The sequence below is a fragment of the Microcoleus sp. AT3-A2 genome (assembly GCF_036705685.1).
GTDB lineage: Bacteria > Cyanobacteriota > Cyanobacteriia > Cyanobacteriales > Microcoleaceae > Microcoleus.
Window position 1 is genome coordinate 34436 of sequence record NZ_JAUBVF010000006.1, and the last position, 23840, is coordinate 58275.

The 23840-nt window shown below is 46.6% G+C and carries 14 protein-coding genes; 6 read left to right on the top strand and 8 right to left on the bottom strand.

The genetic code is table 11. From position 1 onward, the window contains the following. Positions 1 to 7 precede the first annotated feature (7 nt). Together QUB37_RS05770 and QUB37_RS05775 are read left to right on the top strand one after the other, a co-directional pair. Positions 8 to 214: a hypothetical protein gene (locus QUB37_RS05770; protein ID WP_333159981.1), complete on the top strand. Its 207-nt coding sequence runs from the start codon at positions 8 to 10 to the stop codon at positions 212 to 214. Positions 215 to 368: 154 nt separating this feature from the next. Beyond that, positions 369 to 881 (top strand): ARC6/PARC6 family protein, encoded by a 513-nt coding sequence (locus tag QUB37_RS05775; protein ID WP_333159983.1) that lies wholly within the window; start codon positions 369 to 371, stop codon positions 879 to 881. A gap of 96 nt (positions 882 to 977) precedes the next feature. Here QUB37_RS05775 and QUB37_RS05780 read toward each other — a convergent pair whose 3' ends face one another. Then, positions 978 to 1907, bottom strand: coding sequence for a phosphoribulokinase (locus QUB37_RS05780; RefSeq protein WP_333159985.1), 930 nt, complete (start codon positions 1905 to 1907; stop codon positions 978 to 980). 641 nt (positions 1908 to 2548) lie between these two features. On the opposite strand from QUB37_RS05780, the gene QUB37_RS05785 reads away from it, so the two are divergent. Further along, complete coding sequence (locus tag QUB37_RS05785; protein ID WP_333159987.1) at positions 2549 to 3682, top strand: adenylate/guanylate cyclase domain-containing protein; 1134 nt, start codon at positions 2549 to 2551, stop codon at positions 3680 to 3682. 95 nt (positions 3683 to 3777) lie between these two features. Here the strand turns inward: QUB37_RS05785 and QUB37_RS05790 are convergent, their stop codons facing one another. The 6 genes from QUB37_RS05790 to QUB37_RS05815 form a co-directional block, all read right to left on the bottom strand. Beyond that, the gene (locus QUB37_RS05790) at positions 3778 to 5409 is read right to left on the bottom strand and encodes a GTP-binding protein (protein WP_333159988.1); all 1632 of its coding nucleotides are present in this window, start codon (positions 5407 to 5409) and stop codon (positions 3778 to 3780) included. 93 nt (positions 5410 to 5502) lie between these two features. Beyond that, a complete protein-coding gene (locus QUB37_RS05795) occupies positions 5503 to 5646 on the bottom strand; it encodes a hypothetical protein (protein ID WP_333159990.1) in 144 nt (47 codons plus the stop codon). Between the two features lie 95 nt (positions 5647 to 5741). Further along, positions 5742 to 5912 (bottom strand): hypothetical protein, encoded by a 171-nt coding sequence (locus tag QUB37_RS05800; protein WP_333159992.1) that lies wholly within the window; start codon positions 5910 to 5912, stop codon positions 5742 to 5744. Positions 5913 to 6099: 187 nt separating this feature from the next. Next, on the bottom strand, positions 6100 to 7233 hold the full coding sequence (locus tag QUB37_RS05805) for a hybrid sensor histidine kinase/response regulator (RefSeq protein WP_445299890.1): 1134 nt from the start codon (positions 7231 to 7233) through the stop codon (positions 6100 to 6102). 57 nt (positions 7234 to 7290) lie between these two features. Then, on the bottom strand, positions 7291 to 8367 hold the full coding sequence (locus QUB37_RS05810; RefSeq protein WP_333159995.1) for a hybrid sensor histidine kinase/response regulator: 1077 nt from the start codon (positions 8365 to 8367) through the stop codon (positions 7291 to 7293). A 9-nt stretch (positions 8368 to 8376) separates the two neighbouring features. Continuing rightward, a complete protein-coding gene (locus QUB37_RS05815) occupies positions 8377 to 16614 on the bottom strand; it encodes a PAS domain S-box protein (RefSeq protein WP_445300006.1) in 8238 nt (2745 codons plus the stop codon). A 1025-nt stretch (positions 16615 to 17639) separates the two neighbouring features. Between QUB37_RS05815 and QUB37_RS05820 the strand changes: the two genes are divergently transcribed. Together QUB37_RS05820 and QUB37_RS05825 are read left to right on the top strand one after the other, a co-directional pair. Beyond that, positions 17640 to 19568, top strand: coding sequence for an ATP-binding protein (locus QUB37_RS05820; RefSeq protein WP_333159999.1), 1929 nt, complete (start codon positions 17640 to 17642; stop codon positions 19566 to 19568). A gap of 261 nt (positions 19569 to 19829) precedes the next feature. Then, complete coding sequence (locus QUB37_RS05825; protein ID WP_333160001.1) at positions 19830 to 20360, top strand: hypothetical protein; 531 nt, start codon at positions 19830 to 19832, stop codon at positions 20358 to 20360. A gap of 116 nt (positions 20361 to 20476) precedes the next feature. On the opposite strand, the gene ilvD is transcribed toward QUB37_RS05825, so the two are convergent. Then, positions 20477 to 22162, bottom strand: coding sequence for a dihydroxy-acid dehydratase (ilvD, locus tag QUB37_RS05830; protein WP_333160003.1), 1686 nt, complete (start codon positions 22160 to 22162; stop codon positions 20477 to 20479). Between the two features lie 796 nt (positions 22163 to 22958). Here ilvD and QUB37_RS05835 point away from each other — a divergent pair. Beyond that, positions 22959 to 23801 carry a pentapeptide repeat-containing protein gene (locus tag QUB37_RS05835; protein ID WP_333092378.1) on the top strand — a complete coding sequence of 281 codons (843 nt, stop codon included), beginning with the start codon at positions 22959 to 22961 and terminating at the stop codon, positions 23799 to 23801. Positions 23802 to 23840: the final 39 nt, after the last annotated feature.

Sequence of the window (23840 nt, forward strand, 5' to 3'; positions counted from 1 at the left end):
GCCGAATATGGATCGTTCAAAAATTATTGCTATTATCACTGGGGTGATTTCTATAATTTTAGCAGTTGCCTATCTGCTACTCGTCACCCTCCTCGACTTCCGAGGCGAAATGTTGCCTGCACCTCAAAGTCAGTTGCCAGTCTCCATGCCACTTCAGCAATTAGGCACTGCTAACCCGACTTTGCGAGCACCGAGGATTTATTCTCAATTGTGACAAAAATAATACAATTCAAATTCCGAAATCCCCCCAGTACATGATGTAGACAAAATTACTGACCAACTAACGATAGGTTGACATTATCTCCTAAGAATTCTCACCTAAATTTTGGCTAAATAAATTCAATTCAGCATAAGTGAGGACTTTAGATATGAAACCGATAATCCTACTCGCTATCTTAACTCCTTTGTGGTTGACTCCGCCCGCCAAAGCGGAAAATATTACTTGTACCCGACAACGGATTGCAACAAATTACTGCAAAGATCATATTAGTCAAGCTCAGAATATTACTCTGGGACAAGCTTCGGATTTAATTAGCAAGTGGCTGGAGGCAAAGCAGAGAATCTTTGCTCCTCCATTCGATCGCCAATTGCTGGCTAAAATGACTACAGGTATTTTGTATGCCGATACAGTCAAAGCGATAGACTATCTGACAAACAGCAATTCTCAGTACAGATACGGTGTCCAAAAAGTTGAATCCGTCGAACGCTTTGCAGCATCTGGAAACAAAGCCACTATTGAAGTCACAGTCACCGAAGATGCCACAGTGTACCGAAATGACAGAGTCGATAGTAGCAGTTTCAATACTAAGGTAGTTCGCTATACCTTAGAGTATTGGGATGGCATCTGGAAAATTGCAGACTCTCAAATTATGAGTCATTAGTCATGGGTTAGTTGTTATTTGTTACTAATTATAATTGGTAATAGTAAGTGAAGCTAATGACCAAAAACCTAATAACAATTAACAACTAACAACTAACTAATACACATGAATTGCTTTCATCATGTGATATGCAACTAGCAACTGCGTCAAAGCTAGCGGGTAACTTTGCAAAACTTCGCCAGTTGTGCCGATAAGTTTGCCAATTTCCGGGTTGCCTTGGGCGGAGCAAAATCCCCGCAGGTGGGGCAACTCGCTGCACAAAATCATTTCTAGTTCGTTTACTTGATCGCTGGTAGCGTGGGAGTCTACCTCCAAAACGTCAACAGGTTTGCCCATATCCCGATCGAGTCCCAAGCGAATTGCAGGTTTAAAACTCTCGCTGCCTCGACCTAATATTTCAGTAAAATCAGGATGAGGAATTGTCGGTCTGAGCACTAAACGGACGCTCAAATTCGATTCATTGTCCGCTTCGGGCGGGTAAAAACTAACTACAACGTCGGCCGATTTGCGCTGAGGACGAATGAAGTCTTCAGAGTCCGGTTCGCGTTTTTTTATTTCTGCAAGCACCTGTTCTTCAGTATAACCACGCTTCATAATATCGCGCTTAACTTTCCACTGAGTTCGCAACTCTTCGGGAGGAGCAAGATACACTTTTACGTCGTAAGAATCGCGGATTGTTCGGGTTGCGTAACCCAGCAAACCTTCAACTATTACAAATTTACTGGGCTTGATGTATTCCGGCGGGTCGAATGTACCTGTCGTGTGGTTGTAGATGGGTTTGAGAATTGCTTGTCCGGTACGCAGCAGGCTGAGGTGCTGCTGCATGATGTCGAGGTGATTGCAGTCGGGATGCAATGCTGTGATTCCGATTTCTGCCCGCTGCTTTCTGTCGTAGCGATGATAGTCGTCCGTGCAAATCACAGTGACATTTTCTGGCCCTAATACTTGGGCAATTCCCCGCGTCAGGGTGGTTTTGCCCGCTGCGCTGTCTCCGACAATACCGAGAATAATTGGTCGATCGCTCATTGTTTTTACCCGGACGCACAATAGCAAATTTTGTTGTCAATCTTAAATCTTATCAAAATTGTGTTCGATCCGATCGCTCGGTTTGACTTGCTTCCCCCCGGAGTCTTCCCAATGTGTAAAATTATTGTTATATTTCTTAATATAATACGGCACCGGAAACTCAGGGAGCATCAGATTAAAAAATCACGCCCATTTCTTACCGCCCAAGATGTCGATCGTACTTTTGAATCCAGCTATTGTCAGAATTTCGGGAAAATCACCCCTGTAAAGTGTCCGGGTAGTCTCTTTTGTCTTTTGTAGTGCCAATTGCAGCGGTGGGGCTTGTGGGATATTTGTGCTTTCAAAACCGGCCGCAAGCAGTGAATCAATTTGCCAGTCAATCAATCAATCGACGCCCAGGCCGATCGAATTTATCCGCAATATGAAGTTTTAGCCCCAGCTTTCGCTGTTTTGACAAATTAGTATAATAAATTTGAGTTCATGAGGCAATCATGCCCTCACAAACCTGTTTTTTTCCTCTTGCTTGCCTTCGGCAATGCGTCTTTCCGTGAAAAAAAATAGGTTTGGATGCACCCGTGCGTAATTTATAAATTTAAACAAATCTTAAGTTTATTAAGTTTAACTAAGCCCGTAACAAGCCGATGAATCAACCATCTTCAGAAAAATTAAGGGGCAGTATTTTAATTGTGGACGACAGTCTTAACAATTTATTGTTACTGGAGCTGATCTTATCGAGGAAAGGTTATACAGTAGAAGCTGCATCTAGCGGGCAACAGGCACTCGATTCTGTGGATTTGGCTCAGCCTGACTTGATTTTGCTGGATATAATGATGCCCGATATGGATGGCTATGAAGTTTGCAGTCGCTTGAAAGCGATCGATCGCACTCGTGGCATTCCCATTATTTTTCTGAGTGCTGTGGTACAAGCTTCTGAGAAGGTGAAAGCCTTTAATGCTGGGGGGGCGGACTACATTACTAAACCTTTTCAAACCGTAGAGGTGGTAGCTAGGGTAGAAAATCAATTGCGGCTGCGGGAACTAGAGTTGCAACTGAGGGATAAAAATCTGATGTTGCAGCAGGAAATCGCCTATCGGGAACAGGCAGAAATGGAAACGCGGTTGCTGTTGGAAAAAACCAAGTCTCAGAAAGAAAAAATTGAAGAATTGCTATTAAATATTTTGCCGAAACCGATTGCAGACCGCTTGCAGGAGGGACAAAGCATAATTGCTGACAGCTTTGCGGAGGTCAGCGTTTTATTCGCCGATTTGGTGGGATTTACGAATTTTGCCTCTCAAAAAAGTGCTGTCGAAACTGTGAAAGTTCTCAATCAAATTTTTAGTCAATTTGACGAGTTGTCCTTACGGCACGGTTTGGAGAAAATCAAAACTATGGGTGACGCTTACATGGTAGTCGGCGGTTTGCCCGATCCGCAGGAAAATCACGCTTTTGCTATTACCCAAATGGCGCTGGATATGCAAGCTGCTGTCGCTAGCTTCAATGTCCAAAACAATCACAACTTTAGTCTCCGCATTGGGATAAATATTGGTGGGGTGGTGGCGGGAGTCATTGGTTTAACTAAATTTAGTTACGATTTGTGGGGGGATACAGTAAATGTTGCTCAGCGGATGGAATCAAGCGGTATTCCGGGGGAAATTCAGGTGACTGCTGCGGTTTACGATCGTTTAAAAGATAAATTTTTGTTTAAAAAGCGCGGTGCTGTTGAGATTAAAGGTAAAGGAGAAATGATCGTTTATTTGTTGGTGGGGCGAAATTAGTTATTAGTCAGTTGTGAGTTGTCAGTTGACAGTTGACAGTTGACAGTTGACAATTCCAAATTCCCCATTCCCCATTCCCCATTCCCCATTCCCAGTTACCACTCATCGTTGCGTTTGTTGCTGTAAGTTTCCCAATCGTCTTGTTGCGGCGCCTGATACAAAGATTCTGGTTCCAATTCCGCTGACATTTCTAATTCTGGTTCCGATTCTTGCTGATAGATGTTCAGAGGTTCGACAACGCGGGCGATCGCATCTTTGACAAATGCTTTGACAAACTCGTCTTTCCGATTTAACTGAAACTGCCTTTGTACAACTTCGGCGATGCCACCATCGCCCCAATCTTGGTCATGGCGGAAATATTCAATAAAACTTTTACCGGCAATTCTGGTTAAATAAGCCGCACTGACTGCTTGAATTGCTTTGCCAAGTACAAACCCGGCTACGCTTAACTGCAGCGCCCTTGATACTACTTGAATTACACCTTCAACTATTCCCAAACTTGCTAGGGTTTTTGCTAGAGACAATGCCAACTCTTTGGCGCGATCGATATTTAATTCGCAGCCGTAAATCTTAGCAATTTCTACTACCATTTGAGCGTTAACTGCTGCTGTCGCTAACAAATCCACAACTGGCAAAGGCGTTACGGCAATTACTCCAGCTCCGATCCACTGAAATCGCTCTACTGCTTTATCAGCTTGCCGCCTTCTTTGAGCGTCAATTAACTTGCGCGCTTGGTCTCCCAAGTGCTGAGATTGCAGCAAAATATTGTCCGCAATTAAGTCTTCGCCTTCAGCTCGCAAAATTGCAGCGACGCGCCGAATTAATGGCATAATATCCGGGTATGGCTGAAAAATTGTGCCGTCTTCTAGTACAACTTTTTGCGGATTGGCGCTAATTGCTACTACATCCATTGCTGATACAAAACCTTTAACACGCTGCCGCAGTCGATCGAGAATTTCATCTCTGTCGGTGTCGGGATAAAGGTCAACTTTATTAAAAACCACGATCGACCTTTTGCCAATTTCCGCCAAAGTCCGCAGCGGTTCGTACTCGGATTTTCGTAAATCGCCGTCCAAAACAAATAAAATCAAATCTGCCCTCGCCGCCAACTGCCTCGCCAATTCCTCTCTATAAGTTCCCGCAACTCCCGCTTCCAAGATGCCTGGGGTATCAGTAATTGCTAATTCTCGATCGATTCCTTTCAATTTCAGAGTGTAAGTTTCCCCAACTTCGGTAGTTCCCATCGGCGCGCCCACCTGTCCCGCCATCCGCCCCACCAGCGCATTCACAGCGGAAGTTTTGCCCGCAGAACCGGTGCCGAAAACAACTACTCGAACGCTGCCCCTCGCCATGCTAGCTTCAATTTCGCGGGCTCTCAACAGCAAAGCTTGCCGCGCTACTTCATCTTGAATGCGATCGACTTGTTGCCGAATTGCTTTAAGATTTTCCGAAGCAGCTTCACTTTTCACAACAGGAATCTTCGGAGTAATTGGCCGTTTTCCCTTAATTTTCTGAGGGCGTTGCAGCAACCTAAAATAGTAAACCAGCGCAAAAATTAGGGTCGCCAAAAGTACAATTATCAGGAAAATCAGCACATTAGCCAGCAGCGGAGAAGCAGACCACGCAACTTGACTGTAAAGCCCTGTTAAGGAACTCACCAGCCCAATAATCAGCCCCAGGGCGAGGCAGAAAGCAGCAATTAAGGTTAACAGGCGCGGCAAAGGCATGAGGAAAGTGGCAAATAAAAGGGTTATGCTTTGATTTTTACATTACGCCGATAGTCATCAGTCATTGCAAATCTAAAATCTAAAATCTAAAATCTAAAATGGCGAAGCGCCCGATGGTACTGCGCGAGCCCGCAAATCCCGATTCTGTCGCACTGCGGGCGCGATTTGCGGGGTTTTAGGGATAGCGGGTGCAGATAAAGTGCGATCGCGCCCGCAGTCTGCAATTGTAGCTTGCACGAGAACTTACTAAGTCGGTGGCAAAATTCGCCAGTATGTAACAAAAGATTAAGTAGAGTGATTCGAGTTAAGTTTAATAGGTTGTGTACGGTTTTTTATTTACCTTTCACCCCATGAATTACCCCAGAAGCAAGCTCTAATTCGGAGTCAAATATTTGTCCTGATCGTTCATCTTTTTTGATGTGTTGCCACTCCCATGCAAAGAAATTTATTCCTTCTCCCATCAATTCCGGCTGCGCCGGAATGATATCAAATCCGCGCTTCATCGTCGGGCGTAAAGTCGAATCCCGATGCCAACAAATAATTCACGCCATTTTCATTTTTTTGACTCACAGTCAACAGTCAACAGTCAACAGTCAACAGTCAACAGTCAACGTCAACAGTCAACAGTCAACAGTCAACAGTCAACAGTCAACAGTCAACAATGATAAGGAGTGCAACCGGAATCGATTGCTAATTGCAGACAATCGGCAGAGTGAGATGTACCGTTGTTTCCTTTTTATAGATACTGGTAATTGAGAACTCTCCTCCTGCCAGTTCGACAATTTTCTGGACAATTTTTAAGCCGATACCGGTGCCCTGTTGCTCATACTTTTTGCGCTCAAACTGCATGAAGGCACCAATTTTAGCAATTTGCTCTTCTGTCATGCCCTGCCCTGAGTCATGTACAGATAAATGCAGCATCTCCCCTACGACTTGACTACTAACTTTAATGGTTGTCTCTGGTGAGGAGAATTTCAGTGCATTATCAATTAATTCATAGAGCAGCCTTGATAGATATCGTTCTGATAGAGCGATATCCGCTTCCTCAAGAGTTAACAACAAATCGTTGCTACGGTTTACCTTCTGAGCCTGGTATTTCAACTCGGCTTCAATGGCGGAAGCTACAAATTGAGTCCGGGCAGATTCCATCTTGTGCTGTTGACTTGCGGATAGTTCTAATCCTAAATAAATCAGGAATTTATTCGTTAATTTTTCTAGGCGACGGGCAGAGTCATGTGCCCAGCCTAACATCTCACGGATTTGGGCTATCTCCATGCCTTCGAGCTCGTCCTTGAGCCACCCGATCGTGCCTAAGATGCCATTGAGAGGCGTATTCAGTTCGTGGGATAGAGTAGAAGCTAAGTTGCCACGCAGCTCATTAAGGGTGCTTTCCAAGAGATTGGTGGTATTTTCTTGGATGTGGTATAAGTTCTGGATATTATCATACTGTTGCTTGATTCTGAGCATTGAATGCACGCGAGCACGCAGTTCAATAGCATTTACAGGTTTACTGATGAAGTCGTCGGCTCCGGCAGTTAGACAGTTGGCAAGGTCTGATTTTGAGCTTAATGCTGTCACCATAATGATGGGAACGGCTTGCCATTTTGACATGGCTTTGATTTGCCGACAAATCTCGATACCGTCTATTCCCGGCATCATCACATCCAGCAAAATAAGATCCGGATCGAATATATCCAGGGATGCGATCGCTTCTTGCCCGCTGGCAGCATAATGCAATTGATAATCCTGCTCTGATAACAGGATTTCAATCACATCAAAGTTATCCGGCTCATCATCAACAATTAAGAGAGAGAATTGAGACATCATTTCCACGCTTTCAATAATGTAAAAAGTTTTATGAGTTAATGTGATACTCGTCAGCTATGCTGCCAAAGTTATTTCAAAAATGGCACCTTGTGGTTGGTTGTTTTTGACACCAATTGCGCCCCCATGTGCCTCAACTACCATTTTGCAGAAAGCTAAACCCAACCCTATTTGAGAGACCTCCGACATCAGATTCCCAATCTCGTATTTCTCAAAAATCTTGTGCCGCAATGTATCAGGAACACCCGGTCCAGAGTCTATAACCTGGATTTTGGCGTTGCCAGATCTGAGGAATTCTACATTCACTATGATTTGACTATTGGGTGGGGAAAACTTAATTGCATTCGAGAGAAGGTTATCCAGCGCTCGATGTATCATAGTGGCATCAACCGAGACTTTCCTACTGGTTTCTCCTGGTAATTGAGCGACCAGCGACTGATTTTTTTTAGCAGCGATCGCTTCAAAGTTTGATATAGCAGACTCTATGAGATCGCACAGATCAATCTCTGTGTAATTGAGACGAGTTTTACCGGATTCGAGTAAAGCAATTTGCAATAAATCATCAATTAATAGCTGTATTGCTTGGGCTGATGAGTAAATTCGATCCAGTTGCCTTTGTTGTTTTTCTCTAGGATACTCTATGCTTTTTAGGAGTTCCAAGCCAAGCAAGATACCAGCCAGGGGATTGCGTAAATCGTGGACTACCATTTTAACCATATCTTCCCGCAATTTTAGTAAGCTTTGCAGGTCGTCATACTGGTCTTTAATTCGCAGCATGGAGTGAACTCTGGCACGCAGTTCAATAGCATTTACAGGTTTACTAATGAAATCGTCTGCGCCGGCAGTGAGACAATGGGCAAGGTCGGATTTTGAGTTTAATGCTGTCACCATAATGATGGGAACGGCTTGCCATTTTGTCATGGCTTTGATTTGCCGACAAACTTCGATGCCATCTATTCCTGGCATCATCACATCCAGCAAAATAAGATTAGGCTCAAATACGTCGAGGGATGCGATCGCTTCTACCCCGCTGGCAGCGTAATGTAATTGATAATCCTGCTCGCTCAAGAGGGTTTCAATTACATCAAAATTATTGGGATCGTCGTCAATGACTAAAACGGATGGTCTGTTCACGGGTTATCTTTACCTAGAAGCTAAAAGTTGTTGAATAGTGCTTGCCAATTGCTTCAGCTTGACGGGTTTGGTGAGGTAATCATTGGCTCCGGCGGCAAGACAACGATCGCGATCGCCAGTCATGGCTAAGGCAGTTAGGGCAACGATCGGCACATCGACTAACCTAGGATCGAGGCGAATCTGCTGCATAGCTTCTAGGCCATCCATACCAGGCATTTGAATGTCCATCAAAATTAGATTGGGGTTTTCAGACTTGGCCAGGGCGATCGCCTCTTCTCCATTCTTCGCCAAGACAATGCGATAGCCTTTAGCTCTCAGGTAGCTCGAAACCGTACTGATATTGGCTTCGTTGTCTTCCGCCAGCAAGATTAAGGGAGAGCCTCGCTGCTGTTCGGGCCCGCTGGGTTCGATGCGGTACTCTGTCTGGGGTTCCAGGGCAAGAGAGGATGGCGCACAAGCAGTGCAGGGAAGGTCGATCGCGAAGCAACTTCCTACACCCACGGTGCTGGTGAGCCCCACCTGCCCGCCGTGGAGTTCGACAATGCGTTTCACCAGGGCAAGCCCCAAGCCAGTGCCTGTATATTGACGATTCAGGGCGCCATCGATTTGGATAAAGGGCTGAAACAGTTTGTTGATATGTTTTGGGGCAATACCAATACCTGTATCGATGACGGCAATTTGCAGAGTCTCTTTGACCAAAAAATGGGGTGAGGAATCGGCAGAATCTGGGTCGGCCCGGGGCTGTTGACGGCTAACTTCTAGGGTGATGCGTCCTCCGTTAGGAGTGAATTTGACCGCGTTGTTGAGAAGGTTGATCAAGACTTGGCGCATCCGCCGTTCATCAATCAATAAGTCGGGCAGATTGAGTGGCACTTTAATCTCTAGCTGGATGCGTTTTTGCAGGGCTTGTTGTTTGATAAAAGCCAGACTGGATTGACAGAGATGATTGATTGAAACTGGGGTGCAATCGAGCTCCATTTGACCCGATTCAATTTTGGCGACATCCAAAATGTCGTTGATTAACTCTAGCAAGTGAGAGCTACTGCGATCGATGGTTTGTAAAGCTTTGATTTGTTGTTCGTTGACGATGCCAAATACTTGCTCTTGTAGCCCCTCGCTCATGCCCAGAATGGCGTTGAGGGGGGTGCGGAGTTCATGGCTCATGTTGGCGAGGAATTCGTCTTTGAGGCGGGTAGCACGGGCCAATTCTTGGTTAGAGACTGCCAGTTGTTCGTTGCGCTCGGTGAGTTGCTGCTGGGCTTGTTGCCGTTCGGTGAGTTCTTGCTGCAACTGCTCAAATAGGCTAGCTTGTTGAACAGCGATCGCCAACTGGTTAGCAATTTGTTGCAGGAGTTGCGCTTCAGACTCTTGCCAGACTCGCTTTTCTCGACAAGCATGGACAACTAAAACCCCCCAGAGCTTGTTGGTTGGCCCAGGGGCAACCCCTCTATGGCTTTCGCTGCTTCGGGCTTCTTGCAGGATAGGTGCAACCATTTTGGACTGGACTTGACCAACGCTTGCGTATTCCACCAAGCAATTAGTCCCCATATCGGTCGTTATATCGGGGACGATACGGGGCTTGCCCTGGCAATAATGGTTGAGGATTTCTTGAGACCACAGTTGGTCGTCCCAGTAAAGGTTTTTGAGCGCGGGAAACTCGGTCAACACAAATTCTTCAACAATTTGACTTCTGCCATTGCCAAATAGCCGGATTACGATGATTCGATCGCCTTGCAAGATTTCTTTGACTTGCTGTGTCACAGTCGCCAAAATTTGGTTAATATCCAACGATTCGCGAATTTGCTGGGCGATGAATCCCAAAGTTCGCTGCCGTTGTAGTTGTAAAGCGATCGCATTTTCTGTTTGCTTGCGGATAGCCAATTCTGATTGTACCTGTTCGTAGAGGTAAGATTGCTGAATTGCGATCGCTAATTGGTTAGCAATTTGTTTAAGTAAATTGATTTCCCAGTCTTGCCATTGGCGCGGTTTATCGCATTGATGAACAATCAGCAACCCCCAGAGGGTTTGATTCTGAATAATTGGAACTACGAGTTTGGCTCTGACCTGGATGTCTGCGAGAAATTCGACTAAGCAAGGTACGATAGACTCGTTTTCATCTTGGCTATCGTTGAGGGCATAAACTCTTCCTTGGATATAGCGCTCGTAGTTTTCTTCGGGAAAAACCTCTTCTGGGAATAGGATATCCAGGAGCTTAAGCCTATTTGGCGAAACAGATTCAGCAATGGTAGCCCCCGTCCCTTCAGGAAAAACCCGATAAACCAGCGTTCGATCTGATTGCAAGAGCTGATGGATTTCCTCAACAGTGCTATTGAGAATCTCGTCGAGATGCAGAGACGATCGCATCCGTTTAGTAATCGCTCCCAGCAAACGTTCATGTTTTGCTTGTTGTTGCAATCTCACTTCGGCTTCTTTGCGATCGGTGATATCCTGAAACGTGCCTACCAGACCAATAATATTACCTGAGCAGTCTCGCAGGGGAGCCTTGTGGGTTTCGAGAAATATTGGTTTACCATTGGGTAGAGTTAGCGTTTCTTCGATCCCTAATATAGCTTCACCCGTTTCGATTAACCGCCGATCCATCGCACAATACTCGTTCGCCTCCACTTCTTTCTGGCAAATATCTAAATCTCTTTTACCTATACTTTCGATCGTAGATGGCAAGCCTAGAGTTTTGGCAAACTGCTGATTGCATCCTAAAAAAACAGACTCTCGATTCTTCCAAAACACGGCGAGCGGGATGGTATCGAGTACCGTTTGCAGAAACTGCTGAGATTCTTGCAAAGCCTTCTGGGCCTGTTTGCGATCGCTGATATCTACTAATACACAAATAGTTTGATCCTCTGAGCCTGAGAGGAGTGCGGCTCCGAGCAAAACAGAAATCCGGCTGCCATCCTTACGGTAGTATTCCTTTTCCAAGGACTCGATCTCGCCCTCCTGTCTCAGGCGATCGATCGCTAAAACATCAGCGGCGAGATATTCGGGGGGGGTCATAGCACCCCAATGAATCATCCCAGCATTTAGTTCCTCCCTAGTGTAGCCAACCATCTGTAAGAAGCGATCGTTGGCATCGGTAATGTTCCCCTGAAAATCGGCAAACATCATGCCGCTCACACTGGAATCAAACACCCGGCGGAAGCGCATTTCACTGCTTTCTCTGGCGAGTTCAGCTTGTTTGCGATCGCTGATATCCGATAAAATTCCCTGGATGCTAATCAATTCCCCTTCAGCATTTATAACGGGTGTGGCACTGCTTCTCACCCAGACATAATTGCCATCTCGGTGGCGCTGTCGGAACTCATAATCACTTGACTTTTTACTAACTTTGATATTCTCCCGATAACCAGTAACCACCAAAGGGCGATCGTCTGGATGCACCAGAGATATAAACGACTTGCCAATCCATGCACTCTCCTCCCAGCCAAACATCGTCTTGAATTGCGGTGACAAATAAGTGAGTATGCCATCGGGTTCACATGACCAGATCAAATCATTAGCGCCTTCTACCAGCCGCCGGAATTTAGCTTCACTCTCTGCTAATTCGGCTTCGATCTGTTTGCGATCGCTGATATCGCGGCATACACAAATGAATAATCCATCGTCTGTGAGGGTCAGGGATAGCTCTTGGGCAAAGGTAGAGCCATCTTTGCGGAGGGCGATCGCCTCTCCCTCCCAAGCGCGATCGCGCCTCAGCACCGGCAAGACTTCCCGCTCAAACCGTTCTAACTCCTGTTGGGAATACAAAAGTTGCCAGGTTTTGCCCAGCAGTTCTTGGGGATGTTCGTAGCCAAACAATTCTAGATGGGCTTGATTCAAATAGAGGTAGGTATCTCCTTGGAGAATCGCAATGCCCTCGATCGCCGCCTCAATTGCCGCCAGTTGTATTTTTAGGGTTTCTTGGGTTTGTTTGATATCGCTAATATCGGCCAAATAGCCAACAATCTCGGTTAGCTTGCCTTCTTCATCTCGCACCAGGCGCATTGCATCCCGTATCCAAACGTAGTGACCATCGCGATGCAAAAATCTATATTCATGCTGATGAGTGTCGTACTCAAAGAGAGCCGATAGATCTGCCAAAACTCTAGGGGCATCTTCTGGGTGAAGATGGTCAATCCAGAAGCTGGGGGTCGATACAACTTCTTCTGGCTTGTAGCCCAAAATGGCTTCGATATTTTTGCTGATGAAGGTTGAGTCATAGTCGCGATAGGGCTTAGAGCTATAGATCATCGCGGGACTGGATGCCAGAAGAAATTCGAGGCGTTCTTTCAACAGGCGATTTTCTCGCTCTGTCTGTTGGCGATCGGTAATGTCTTGGATCAGAGCCAGCGCATAGAGATGTCCATCATCACCCGATAGGATAGAGGTGGAAATGGAGATAGTGCGCCGCTGTCCATCTTGACGCTGGATTTCCCTTTCCGCAGCGATCGGCTGCATCTGTCTACCGTTGGCGATCGCCTGTTCTCGATCTTCTAGATTCGGGTACAAGCTTTGATACCCCAGACGGTTAATTTCTTCTAAGGTGTAACCCGTAATCACTTGCATTTGCTGATTCCAGACTGTGAAGCGGACAAAGGGAAACTCCTCAACTTCATGGAAAACGCACAGCCCTTCTGCCATGTTTTCTACAATTTGTTGACGGAAAGTATTTTCCTGCTGAAGCGTTGCTTCGGCCAACTTGCGATCGCTAATGTCGAAGCGAATGGCTAGATACTGAAAAGGTCGCCCTTGTTCGTCCACAAAGGGGACGATGGTGGTGGCAACCCAGTACAGGCTACCGTTTTTTGTCCGATTGCAAATTTCACCGCGCCAAATCTGACTGCTATTAATGGTGTGCCACAAGTCTTGGAAAAAAGCAGGGGGATGATAGCCAGAGTTGACAATGCGATGGGTTTGTCCGATCAGTTCATCGCGGGAGTAGCCAGAGACTACACAGAAGCGATCGTTGACGTAGGATATCACCCCTTCGCGATCGGTGATGACCACAATGGCAGACTGATCCAAGGCCTGTTTAAAGGCTGATAATTCTTGAATTAACTGGTGGCGTTGGAGTTCAGCCTGTTTGCGTCTGCTAATATCCAAGTTGACCCCAATCATGCTCTGGGGATTGCCTTGGGCATCTTGCAAGACCATACCAAAGGTTTTAATAAAGTGGAGGCTGCCATCGGGATGCAACACTCGAAATTCGGTATTAAATTCTGCGTGTCCTAAGACGGCTTGCTGGAGCAATGTTTCGGTGGCGGTGCGGTCTTCGGGATGTAGCCGGTTTGCCCAAATGTCGTAAGGCAGAGGGGCATCAGATTGTTTTGTGACACCGTACAGTTGGTACATTCGCTCATCCCAAAAGACAGTGTTCTGTACAATATCGAAGTCCCAACAGCCGATCGCCCCTGATTTGAGGGACAAGGCGAGGCGATCCGATACTTTCTGTAGTTCCACTTCTGCACGTTTGCGATCGCTAATATCTTGGGCGATGCCTAAAAAGCCGATAATTTGCTGATTGACATCCTTGAGCGCGCTGACGGATAGTGACATAGGAAATCGACAACCATCTTTGCGGATATAGCTCCACTCTTCTTCGCTGACAATACCTTGGCGTGCTTTGGCAACAAGAACCTCAAAGCCGGGGGGAATATTTTGCCCTAGTTCGGCAGATAGTGATGCTGCCCGGTCAATTATCTCATTTGCATCGTGGAAGAGTGCGGGGGAGGCTTTGCCGATGATTTCTTGAGCCGTGTAACCCAGCATTTTTTCGGCTCCAGCATTAAAGGTCTGGATGATGCCAGTTGGGTCAGTGGAGATAATGGAGTAATCAGTACCATTGAGGATGGCGCGTTGCAGGCTGTTGACTTGGGAAAGCTCTTGGGTGCGTTCTACGACTTTGGTTTCTAGCTGTTGGTTGAGTTGCTGGAGTTGTTGTTCGGCAAGTTTGCAATCGTTAATGTCTGTAGTAGTTCCTACATACCCGACTACTTGCCCGTCTGCATCCAGTTCGGGAACTGACTGCCCATATACCCAAGCCACAGCACCGTCGGGATGTTGAAAGCGATATTCGAGTTGGAAAGAGCCACTTTCTTGGATAGATTGCTCCCATTCGGCGATGACCCAATCGCGATCGTCGGGGTGTAGCCCTTGTTGCCATCCTTGCCCGATGGCAGTTTTTGGGGTGAGTCCGCTGATCAGACACCACCAATCGTTAACATAGATGCACTTGCCCACAGCATCAGCGCGGAAAATCCCCACAGGTACGGCTTCCACTAGGCTGGCGTAGCGTTTTTCGCTTTCTTGCAGGCGGGCTTCAGTTCGTTTGCGATCGCTAATGTCGGTAATGGTGCCTATATAGCCGCTCCGATGTCCATTGGCATCGAGTTCGGCGACGCCCTGCCCATAAACCGACGTTACGGTACCGTCGGGACGTTGAAAGCGATATTCGAGTTCAAAAGAGTGGTTTCCTTGAATGAATTGCTTCCATTGGGCAATGACCAAATCGCGATCGTCGGGGTGCACTGCTTGTTGCCATCCCTGTGCGATCGTGGCTCCTGGTGTGAGTCCGCTGAGCTGAAAGTAGCGATCGTTGACATAGGTACATAGCCCCTCGGCATCGGTGCGAAAAATCCCCACCGGAGCAGCAGCGGCAAGGGCGGCGTAGCGTTGTTCGCTCTCGATCAGGGTGGCTTCGATCCGCTGTCGCTTTACCAGTTCATTCTGCAATTTTTGCTGGATCGCGGCTTGCCCCAGGGCGATCGCCACCTGCAGACAAACTTGTCGCAGGAGTTCGATCTCGTCTGTCGTCCAAGGGTGCGGAGTGGCTCGATAACTGGCGATCATTAATCCGCGCAGTTGTTCCTCAATCACGATCGGCACCATCAGCTTGGCGCGAATATCAAACCCCACTAACATTTCCTGATGGCACAGGGTCATTTCTTCGCCGTAGATGTCGTTGATGACGCGAATTCTGCCCTGGCGATACGGTTCAAGCCATTCTGGGCTCATGCAAGGATCGTGGGCGTCCCTATGAAGCACCGATCGCCCTGTGTCAGTAATGGCTTCCGCAATCACGGTGCCGCTAAAGTCAGGCCGAAACTGGTAAATGATGACGCGATCGCACCCCAGAAGCGAGTGAATTTCGTGCACTGTAGTATGCAGAATATCTGACAAATTCAGGGACGAGCGGATCTGTTCGGCAATTGTATTGAGAAGTTGCTCTCGATCGGCCTTTGCTTTGAGGGCGGCTGTCCGAGCTTCCACCTGCTGCTCGAGTTCAAGGTTGCGATTTGCCAGCAGCGCCACCTTTTCCGCCTCTAGGCGCACCACCTTCTCTTCCCACTTCTGGACCAGTTTATATAGCTCCAGCGGGTTGAGGGCTTGCAGCAAAATGGTCTGGGTGACGATGCCTAATAGTTCTCCTAGCTCCCCTGTCACCGCCAACCGACGGATCGATCGCTGCTCCATGATCTGCTGCACAGTCCAGAGTGACTCCTCTGGCTTGACCTTAAAAATCGGCGTACTCATTACCGCCTCAGCCAGACAGGTTTCCAGCTTCAAGCCCAAGGCCTGAAATTGCACAATATCCCGCTCGGTGACAATCCCCACTGGAATTTGTAGCGGTTCAGTAGAGATTCCGCCTGGGTGTACAATCACCACGGAACTGACGCGATGCTCTGCCATAAGTTGGACGATCGCCAGTAGGGAAGAATCTGGCGCAGCACAAATCACTTCGCGGGTCATCACTTCTGCTACCATACGCAACCGCAGCAGGTCGATCGGTCGAGAGGTGTGGCGCAGACTTTCGTGAGTCACTAGGCCCACTAGGCGATCGAGTTCGTCCAGGATGGGCAAATGGCGAATTTGGTGGTGTTGGAGCAGGTTAATCGCAAAAAATAAATCGGTGAAGGCGGACTCGCGAAGGGTAACGACTGGATGTGTCATCACCTCCCGGAGCGCCAAATTCTCCAAGGAACGCTGCTGGACACTCAGCCGCACCACGTCTCGCTCGGTCAGTATGCCGACCAATTGCTCGTTTTCCACTACCAACACGCAGCTCGATCGGGTCTCTATGTGGAGGTCGTGGAGTTGACCATCCGCCGTTCTAGGGGTGTTGCAGAGCGATCGCACGCCGCTCATTTGGGCGATCGTATCCATCACCGTCGTATCGGGCGAAACCACCAAGGGCTCCGGGACGATCGCAGTCCTGAGTTCTATTGGAGTGAGAGCCGTAGTACGCATGAACATGAGTTTATAGGGTTTGATTGCTGATTATTTTTTTAAACTTTTCGCCTTAAACACATGAGCTGATAGCGTAGCCTGGGGTCAGCGATAGTAACGAGAAGAGTTACTTAGCTGCACGACTTTCTCTAAATATTATATTTACTTACAGTTCGCTTCTGCATGAAATCAGTTAGGGAAATTCCGTGACTCTAAGGTAACGCTGTTTCATCACTTTCCTGAGATAATAAAAATAGAAAGTAACGCTGTTTCATCACTTTCCTGAGATAATAAAAATAGAAAGTAACGCTGTTTCATCACTTTCCTGAGATAATAAAAATAGAAAGTGCCGTAAACACTTTACGACTATGTTGAAGCTCGGAGAGCCCGCCGTAACGATAAAATTTGTTGACGATTGACGATTACCGTGAATTATACAGAGCATACCGAACACTATTCCCGCAAGTGAGAGTTTGTGAGATTTTTAATTATTTTCCTGTGGGATTTTGTGATATTAAGCGTAAAACATTACCAGCAATATCTCGTGTAGGGGGATTAAGTAATGAACCAAAACTATGGCATTTTCTCAGCAAATTACCTTGAAAGTATAACGCTTGAAAAATGTTAGGTTAAACCTTATTCTACAAGAACTAGCCGTAAGATCAATTTGTATAATTATTGTTAAGAAACTAATAAATCAAAAGAAAGGGAAGACAACCGCTGATCTGAAACGATGTCACAAAGCAAATAGAGTTTAAGTAACTCGGCGTGAAAAAAACGAATTATGTTAAAAAAATAAGTGAATACAGAGAATGTTTCTACTGAGGCAATTGAATATATGGGCGCTATATTAACAGAAACCTGGTTTTTTAACACCAGTGCCTCCTGGAAGCTCCGAAAGTAGAAACGAGAAACCGGGTTTCTTCGGCAAGATAAGAGCGTCCTAATTTACAAAAATTATCACATTAAATATCAATGCGGCACTCTCAAATCAGCCGCGACTTAAGTTAGACTGAATGGTCAGTGCGTGAATTATTCACAGGTTAGCATCTATGCACCTCAAACATCTCAATCAGCCTTCACAAGAACTCTCTACGTCTTGCGAGCATCACATCAAAGAGACCCAGCCACCAAAGCCCTATTATTTCGCTCACATAGCCCGTTCCTTCCGCAACCTCAGTATTCACGACAAAATCTGCCGTGGGTACGCACTGGCTCTTTTTGTTGCGATTGGGGGAACGGCTGTCGGGATGTTGGTGGGCACTCATTACTATCGAATAACTAATAATCAAGTACACATCGAGCGAGAAAGTCAGATTTTAAATAAGTTGCAGGTGGCTTTACTGCGGACGCAAAACAGCCAAGAATGGCTGATTTACGGGCTAGGACAGCCCCAAACATTTGACAGAAAATACCAACAGTTACAAAACAATCTTTCCACTTTAAAAGTGTTATTTTCAGAATTTAAAAAACCTAACTATCTGGATCACATTGAAGGGATAGAAAAAATTAGAAAAACTGGCGATTCGCTACGGGCTAATTATATTTATCCACTAGAAATAGTTAATAAAAAAATTAGTAAGTTGCCAAATAACCCGGCTCAACAAAGTATTAAACGTAAGTTGCTGTTAAATTTCGATCGAGATAAAATTGGGTTGCAACTCGATAGGGCGGTTAATGATATAGCAGAAATTATCGATCGCGCTCAAGAGCAAGAAGATGCAGGGCGGAAGGATCTGCTGCGAGCGCAGGCGCTGCGGGTGCAAATAATTTTGGGTAGCATGGCACTGTCGATCGTCGTTGCAGCAGTGCTGGCGGGCTTCACCAGTCGGGCGATCGCCAAACCTCTCGCCGCTGTAACTAAAATCGCTCAGCGAGTGACTGAAGAATCTAATTTTCAGTTGCAAGTACCAGTTACCAGCACCGATGAAGTGGGAGTATTAGCAGCTTCGCTGAATCAACTGATTCAGAAAGTAAATCAATTGCTCGAAGAATTGAAATCTGAACAACAAAGCCAGATACTTCAAAATGAGAAAATGGCAACTTTGGGGCGGATGTTAGCCGGTGTTGCTCACGAAGTTAACAATCCAATCAATTTTATCTATGCCAATATCGCTCCTGCCAGAAATTATGTTGAAGATATTTTAGATTTGCTCAAAACTTACGAGACAGAAATTTCCACCCCCCCTCCTGCTGTGATCGCCAAAGGGGAAGAAATAGACATCGATTTTCTCAAAGAAGATTTGATCAAAATATTTGACTCAATGCAAGTAGGCGCTGAAAGAGCAAAAGCTATTATCTTAAGTTTGAAAGATTTTTCTCGCCTCGATGAGACAGCCCCTCATCCCGTCGATTTGCACGCCTGCATAGACAGCAGTTTGCTGATTCTCAACAGCCGCATCAAACAGGGCATTGAAGTGGTGCGACATTACGGCAATATTCCGACTGTGGAAGGCTATATGGGTTTGCTTTACCAGGTATTTGTGAACCTTCTCAACAATGCACTAGATGCTGTAGAAGAGAAAGCAAAAAGTGAGAAATCCAGCTCTGAGGAGGCGAAAAAACAATCGGCTTCGGAGCCACTCCAGGCAACACCGAGTTTTTCGCCGAGGATTGTGATTGCTACAGAATACTTGGACGACGACTCAGTGGTAGTGCGAATTTCTGATAACGGTATGGGAATAGCGCCAGAGAGTCAAGAAAAAATGTTTGAAACATTCTTTACTACTAAACCGAGAGGTGTAGGTACTGGTTTGGGATTGGCAATTGGTCGCGAAATTATCGTTAAGAAACATGGGGGGACAATTAACTTTTGGTCGGAGGTGGGAACGGGGACGGAATTTTCGATCGCCCTGCCGATTAAGCATGAGGATTTGATGCAAAATACGCAGGTAAAACCTCCAATGGCTCGCGAAGAGAATTCCCTCTACAACGGTAAGGCACCAGCCAAGTCCGAGGATAGAGAAACTGTAAAAAATTAAAAATTATCAGTTTTTATAGCAGTTTCAAAAAATAAGACCACTCTCAGCCCGCGATCTAAACTCTGATGTCCTAATTTATTCCAACTCTAAAATCTAAAATCTACAATCTACAATCTAAATTGTATGAGATTGCTTACTGATTGGCTGTCGCTCTCCCACTCAATGAGTGATAATACGCAAATCAAAAGTATTTTCAGTAATCTTGAAAAACAGGATTTGCTATAATTCAAAGTTGAGCAATCACTGTACGGAGCGAAAATTATGGGACTATTTGACCAAATTTTGAGCGCGATCGACAATCCCAACCAACAAGCAAGCCCCAATCAGTTGGGCAACATTCTCGGTGCGGTAGAGCAGTTGAGCGGCAACCAGGGCGTCAATACGGGTACGACTCAGTTGGCGATGTCGGTTTTGGGCGGATACGTGCGATCGGCATTACAAGACGTGCGATCGCAGTCAGGAGACGCACAAGCTCAACAACTTGTCAACCAATTTAGCGGTACAAATCCCAATCCCCAAGCGGTACAGAGTTTGTTCGGAGTCGGCCAACTGACGCAGATAGTGAACGATATCGCCCACAGAACCGGTTTGAATAACGCCACAGTCCAGGCGATGATACCTGTCTTGGTGCCGCTGCTGCTTAATTTGCTACAAACCGGCGGCAACGCCCAAAATCCAGCCCAAGGCAGCAATCCCGTTTTGAATACGTTTTTAGATTCAGATGGAGACGGCGATGTAGATATTACTGACGCCATGTCGATGGCAGGCCGCTTTTTGAATCAGCGCCCTTAATTTAGGATTTTTTAACCGCAGATATCAGCGGAGGGACACAGGTGAACGCAGATAGGATTTTATCTGCGTTCATCTGCGTTTATCTGCCTTCATCTGCAGTTAAAAAATTTCCTACTTTAACCCAAACCCAAATCAGTCACAGCACCAAGACTGCTAGAAGAAACCAACTTAGCATATTTAGCCAAAACGCCCTTAGTATACTGAGGTTTAGGAGGCTGCCAAAGAGCCCGGCGCTGCTCCAATTCGGCATCAGAAACATTGAGCTGCAACAAGCGATTTTGAGCATCAATTGTAATCGAATCGCCCTCTTTTACTAAAGCAATTGTGCCTCCTACTTGCGCCTCCGGTGCAACGTGACCGACAACCATGCCGTAAGTTCCGCCAGAGAAGCGGCCGTCAGTAATTAATGCTACGGAATCGCCCAAACCGGCGCCAATAATTGCCGAAGTTGGTGCTAACATTTCGCGCATTCCCGGCCCGCCTTTGGGCCCTTCGTAGCGGATGATAATCACATCGCCGGCTTGAATTTTGCCCGCTAAAATTGCATCCAAACAATTTTCTTCAGATTCAAATACCCGCGCCGGGCCGGTAATTTGCGGTTTTTTAACGCCAGTAATTTTAGCAACGGCTCCTTCTGTTGCTAGATTTCCTCTGAGAATTGCTAAATGTCCTTGGGCGTAAAGCGGGTTGTTCCAAGGGCGGATGACATCTTGGTCGGTGCGGGGTTCGGCTGGAATATCTGCCAACACTTCAGCAACAGTTTGGCCGGTAATTGTCAGCGCGTCTCCGTGCAGTAAACCTTTTTCTAGCAGCATTTTCATTACTTGAGGAATGCCGCCGGCTTTGTGCAAATCGGTTGCTACGTATTTGCCGCTGGGTTTGAGGTCGCACAGCACTGGTACTTTTGCTCGAATAGTTTCAAAATCGTCGAGGGACAACTCAACGCCGATCGCATTGGAAATGGCTAATAAATGCAGCACAGCATTGGTCGAACCGCCGATTGCCATGATTACCGCGATCGCATTTTCAAAGGCCTTGCGCGTCAAAATTTGGCTTGGTAACAACTGTTTGCGGACAGCTTCCACGACAACTTTTGCCGATTCGGCAGCGCTGTCAGCTTTTTCGGCATCCTCAGCAGCCATTGTCGAAGAATAAGGCAAACTCATGCCCATCACTTCAAAAGCGCTCGACATCGTATTTGCTGTGAACATCCCGCCGCAAGAACCAGCGCCCGGACAAGCTTTATGTTCGACTGCATTGAGTTCTGTTTCGTCAATTTTGCCCGCGCTGAATTGACCGACTGCTTCAAAAGCGCTGACAACGGTTAAATCGCGTCCGTTGTGGTGTCCTGGTTTGATCGTGCCGCCGTAAACAAAAATAGCAGGAATGTTCATGCGGGCGATCGCAATCATCGCCCCCGGCATATTTTTATCACAACCGCCGACAGCCAGCACCCCGTCCATACTTTGGCCGTTGCAAACAGTTTCTATCGAATCAGCAATCACATCTCTCGACACCAGAGAATATTTCATCCCTTGAGTTCCCATCGAGATCCCGTCGCTGATAGTAATCGTACCGAACATCTGTGGCATGGCGCCGGCTTCCTTTGCACCCGCAATAGCGCGCAAAGCGAGCTCGTTCAATCCCATATTGCAGGGCGTAATCGTGCTGTACCCGTTGGCAATCCCCACAATCGGCTTAGTGAAATCGTCGTCACCAAAACCGACTGCCCGCAGCATTGCTCGGTTGGGCGCGCGCTGCACGCCTCCAGTCACAGCTTGGCTTCTCAAATTTTCAGGCATTTTAAAATTTCCTTTCTCTGTTGACAGTTGACAGTTGACAGTTGACAGTTGACAGTTGTCAGTTGTCAACTGCCAGCTCGCCCAAAAACGAATACAAGTTTCCGATAATCGTCGTGGTGAGCCCATAATTTTAGACCAAAGTTCCGGCTCCCAGATGAATCTGTGGAGCAAATCTAAAATCTAAAATCTAAAATCGACTGACTCAGTGCCGAGCGCCGAGAGTTTTACCCTATTGTTGATTTTCTCAGAAGCTTTGATATTTTTGATACTCCCGGGCCCTAAAGGGACGGGGATTCTTGAAGAGTTCGTATCTGAACTTTCAAAGGCGAAATCAAAGCGCCTCTACCCACTCAGCTTAGACAAATCCAAACTTTGCGTATACTTTTAGCTTTTGCGCTTTTAGAGTCCACCACTAATGCCAGATAGGTACGCTCAACAACCTGCCTTTTGTTTGCCCTTTAACTATTCCGAATCAAGTTGGATATGTCCGTTGCCGGGATTTCACCGTACGCTTGTTGTTTCAACACGTAGATGGTTATTCTTACTTGCTGTGTGAATTATACCAAGAATTGAAGGCGGTTGAAACCGCTGCCGACTTATCCCCGTGTCTGAAGCCAGGGGCTTGCGTCTCGTTTTTCGGTCAGACGTTTTAGGAGGCAGTGGCACAGCAGTGTCCGGAAAGCAAGGGAAAAATTCTACAGATACTACAGCGTGCAGAGTGAATACCGTGGTTATCTGGGATGATGTGGTAACACCCATCACTCTAACGTTTAAAAAAAATTGCGAGGCGAATGACATGGAGGCCGATCGAATTCTGAGGCAATATGCGGCCGGAGAAAGAAATTTTCGAGAGATTAACCTCGTCGGGGCCGACTTAAAAGGGGTAAACCTCAGCGAGGCTAACTTTACCAGATCGAATTTCCAAGACGCAAACCTTAAAGGCGCTAACCTGACGGGAGCGAACTTGCGCGAGGTGAAATTGGCAGGGGTGGACATGACAGAAGCCAACCTCAGCGAAGCAAATCTCATCGGTACCGATTTGAGCCGGGCCAATCTCAGCGGGGCTAACCTGATGGGAGCCAACCTGCGCGGATCAATGGCGAGAGAAGTCAACATGACCAAGGCTAATTTGACCGAAGCTAATTTGACCGAAGCCAACTTTACCGAAGCGAATTTGTTTGCGGCCAACTTAACCGACGCTAGCATGATTCGCATTAATTTGATGAAGGCAAATTTGAGTTGGTCAACTCTCAAAGCGGTAAACCTGACAAATGCCATCCTCAGCGAGTCGCTTTTAGAAAGAGCTAATCTGACTCAGGCAATTCTCAGCGGGGCGATGGTGAGCGGGGCCAACCTGACTGGTGCAGATTTGCGCCAAGTAACTATGGTTGGAGCTAATCTCACCGACGCTAATCTGAGCAATGCTAATTTGAGAGTTGCTAATGTTAGTTGGTCAACGTTGGCAAGAGCTAATTTGAGCGGTGCTAATTTGTACCGTGCCAAGCTGTGCTGGTCTAATTTTAGCGGGGCTGTTTTGGTGGAAGCGGTTTTGATTGATGCTAATCTCAATCGAACTAACTTCCGCGATGCAGATTTGAGGCGGGCAATTATGCCCGATGGCACGACTAATGATTCTTAAAATTTGATTGTTGACTAATGACTAATGACTACTGACTAA

Excerpts from the sequence above, each read along its gene's own strand:
- QUB37_RS05770 (WP_333159981.1), top strand. The coding sequence starts at position 8 with ATGGATCGTTCAAAAATTATTGCTATTATCACTGGGGTGATTTCTATA.
- QUB37_RS05775 (WP_333159983.1), top strand. The coding sequence starts at position 369 with ATGAAACCGATAATCCTACTCGCTATCTTAACTCCTTTGTGGTTGACT.
- QUB37_RS05780 (WP_333159985.1), bottom strand. The coding sequence starts at position 1,907 with ATGAGCGATCGACCAATTATTCTCGGTATTGTCGGAGACAGCGCAGCG.
- QUB37_RS05785 (WP_333159987.1), top strand. The coding sequence starts at position 2,549 with ATGAATCAACCATCTTCAGAAAAATTAAGGGGCAGTATTTTAATTGTG.
- QUB37_RS05790 (WP_333159988.1), bottom strand. The coding sequence starts at position 5,409 with ATGCCTTTGCCGCGCCTGTTAACCTTAATTGCTGCTTTCTGCCTCGCC.
- QUB37_RS05800 (WP_333159992.1), bottom strand. The coding sequence starts at position 5,912 with ATGAAGCGCGGATTTGATATCATTCCGGCGCAGCCGGAATTGATGGGA.
- QUB37_RS05805 (WP_445299890.1), bottom strand. The coding sequence starts at position 7,233 with ATGTCTCAATTCTCTCTCTTAATTGTTGATGATGAGCCGGATAACTTT.
- QUB37_RS05815 (WP_445300006.1), bottom strand. The coding sequence starts at position 16,614 with ATGTTCATGCGTACTACGGCTCTCACTCCAATAGAACTCAGGACTGCG.
- QUB37_RS05820 (WP_333159999.1), top strand. The coding sequence starts at position 17,640 with ATGCACCTCAAACATCTCAATCAGCCTTCACAAGAACTCTCTACGTCT.
- QUB37_RS05825 (WP_333160001.1), top strand. The coding sequence starts at position 19,830 with ATGGGACTATTTGACCAAATTTTGAGCGCGATCGACAATCCCAACCAA.
- ilvD (WP_333160003.1), bottom strand. The coding sequence starts at position 22,162 with ATGCCTGAAAATTTGAGAAGCCAAGCTGTGACTGGAGGCGTGCAGCGC.
- QUB37_RS05835 (WP_333092378.1), top strand. The coding sequence starts at position 22,959 with ATGGAGGCCGATCGAATTCTGAGGCAATATGCGGCCGGAGAAAGAAAT.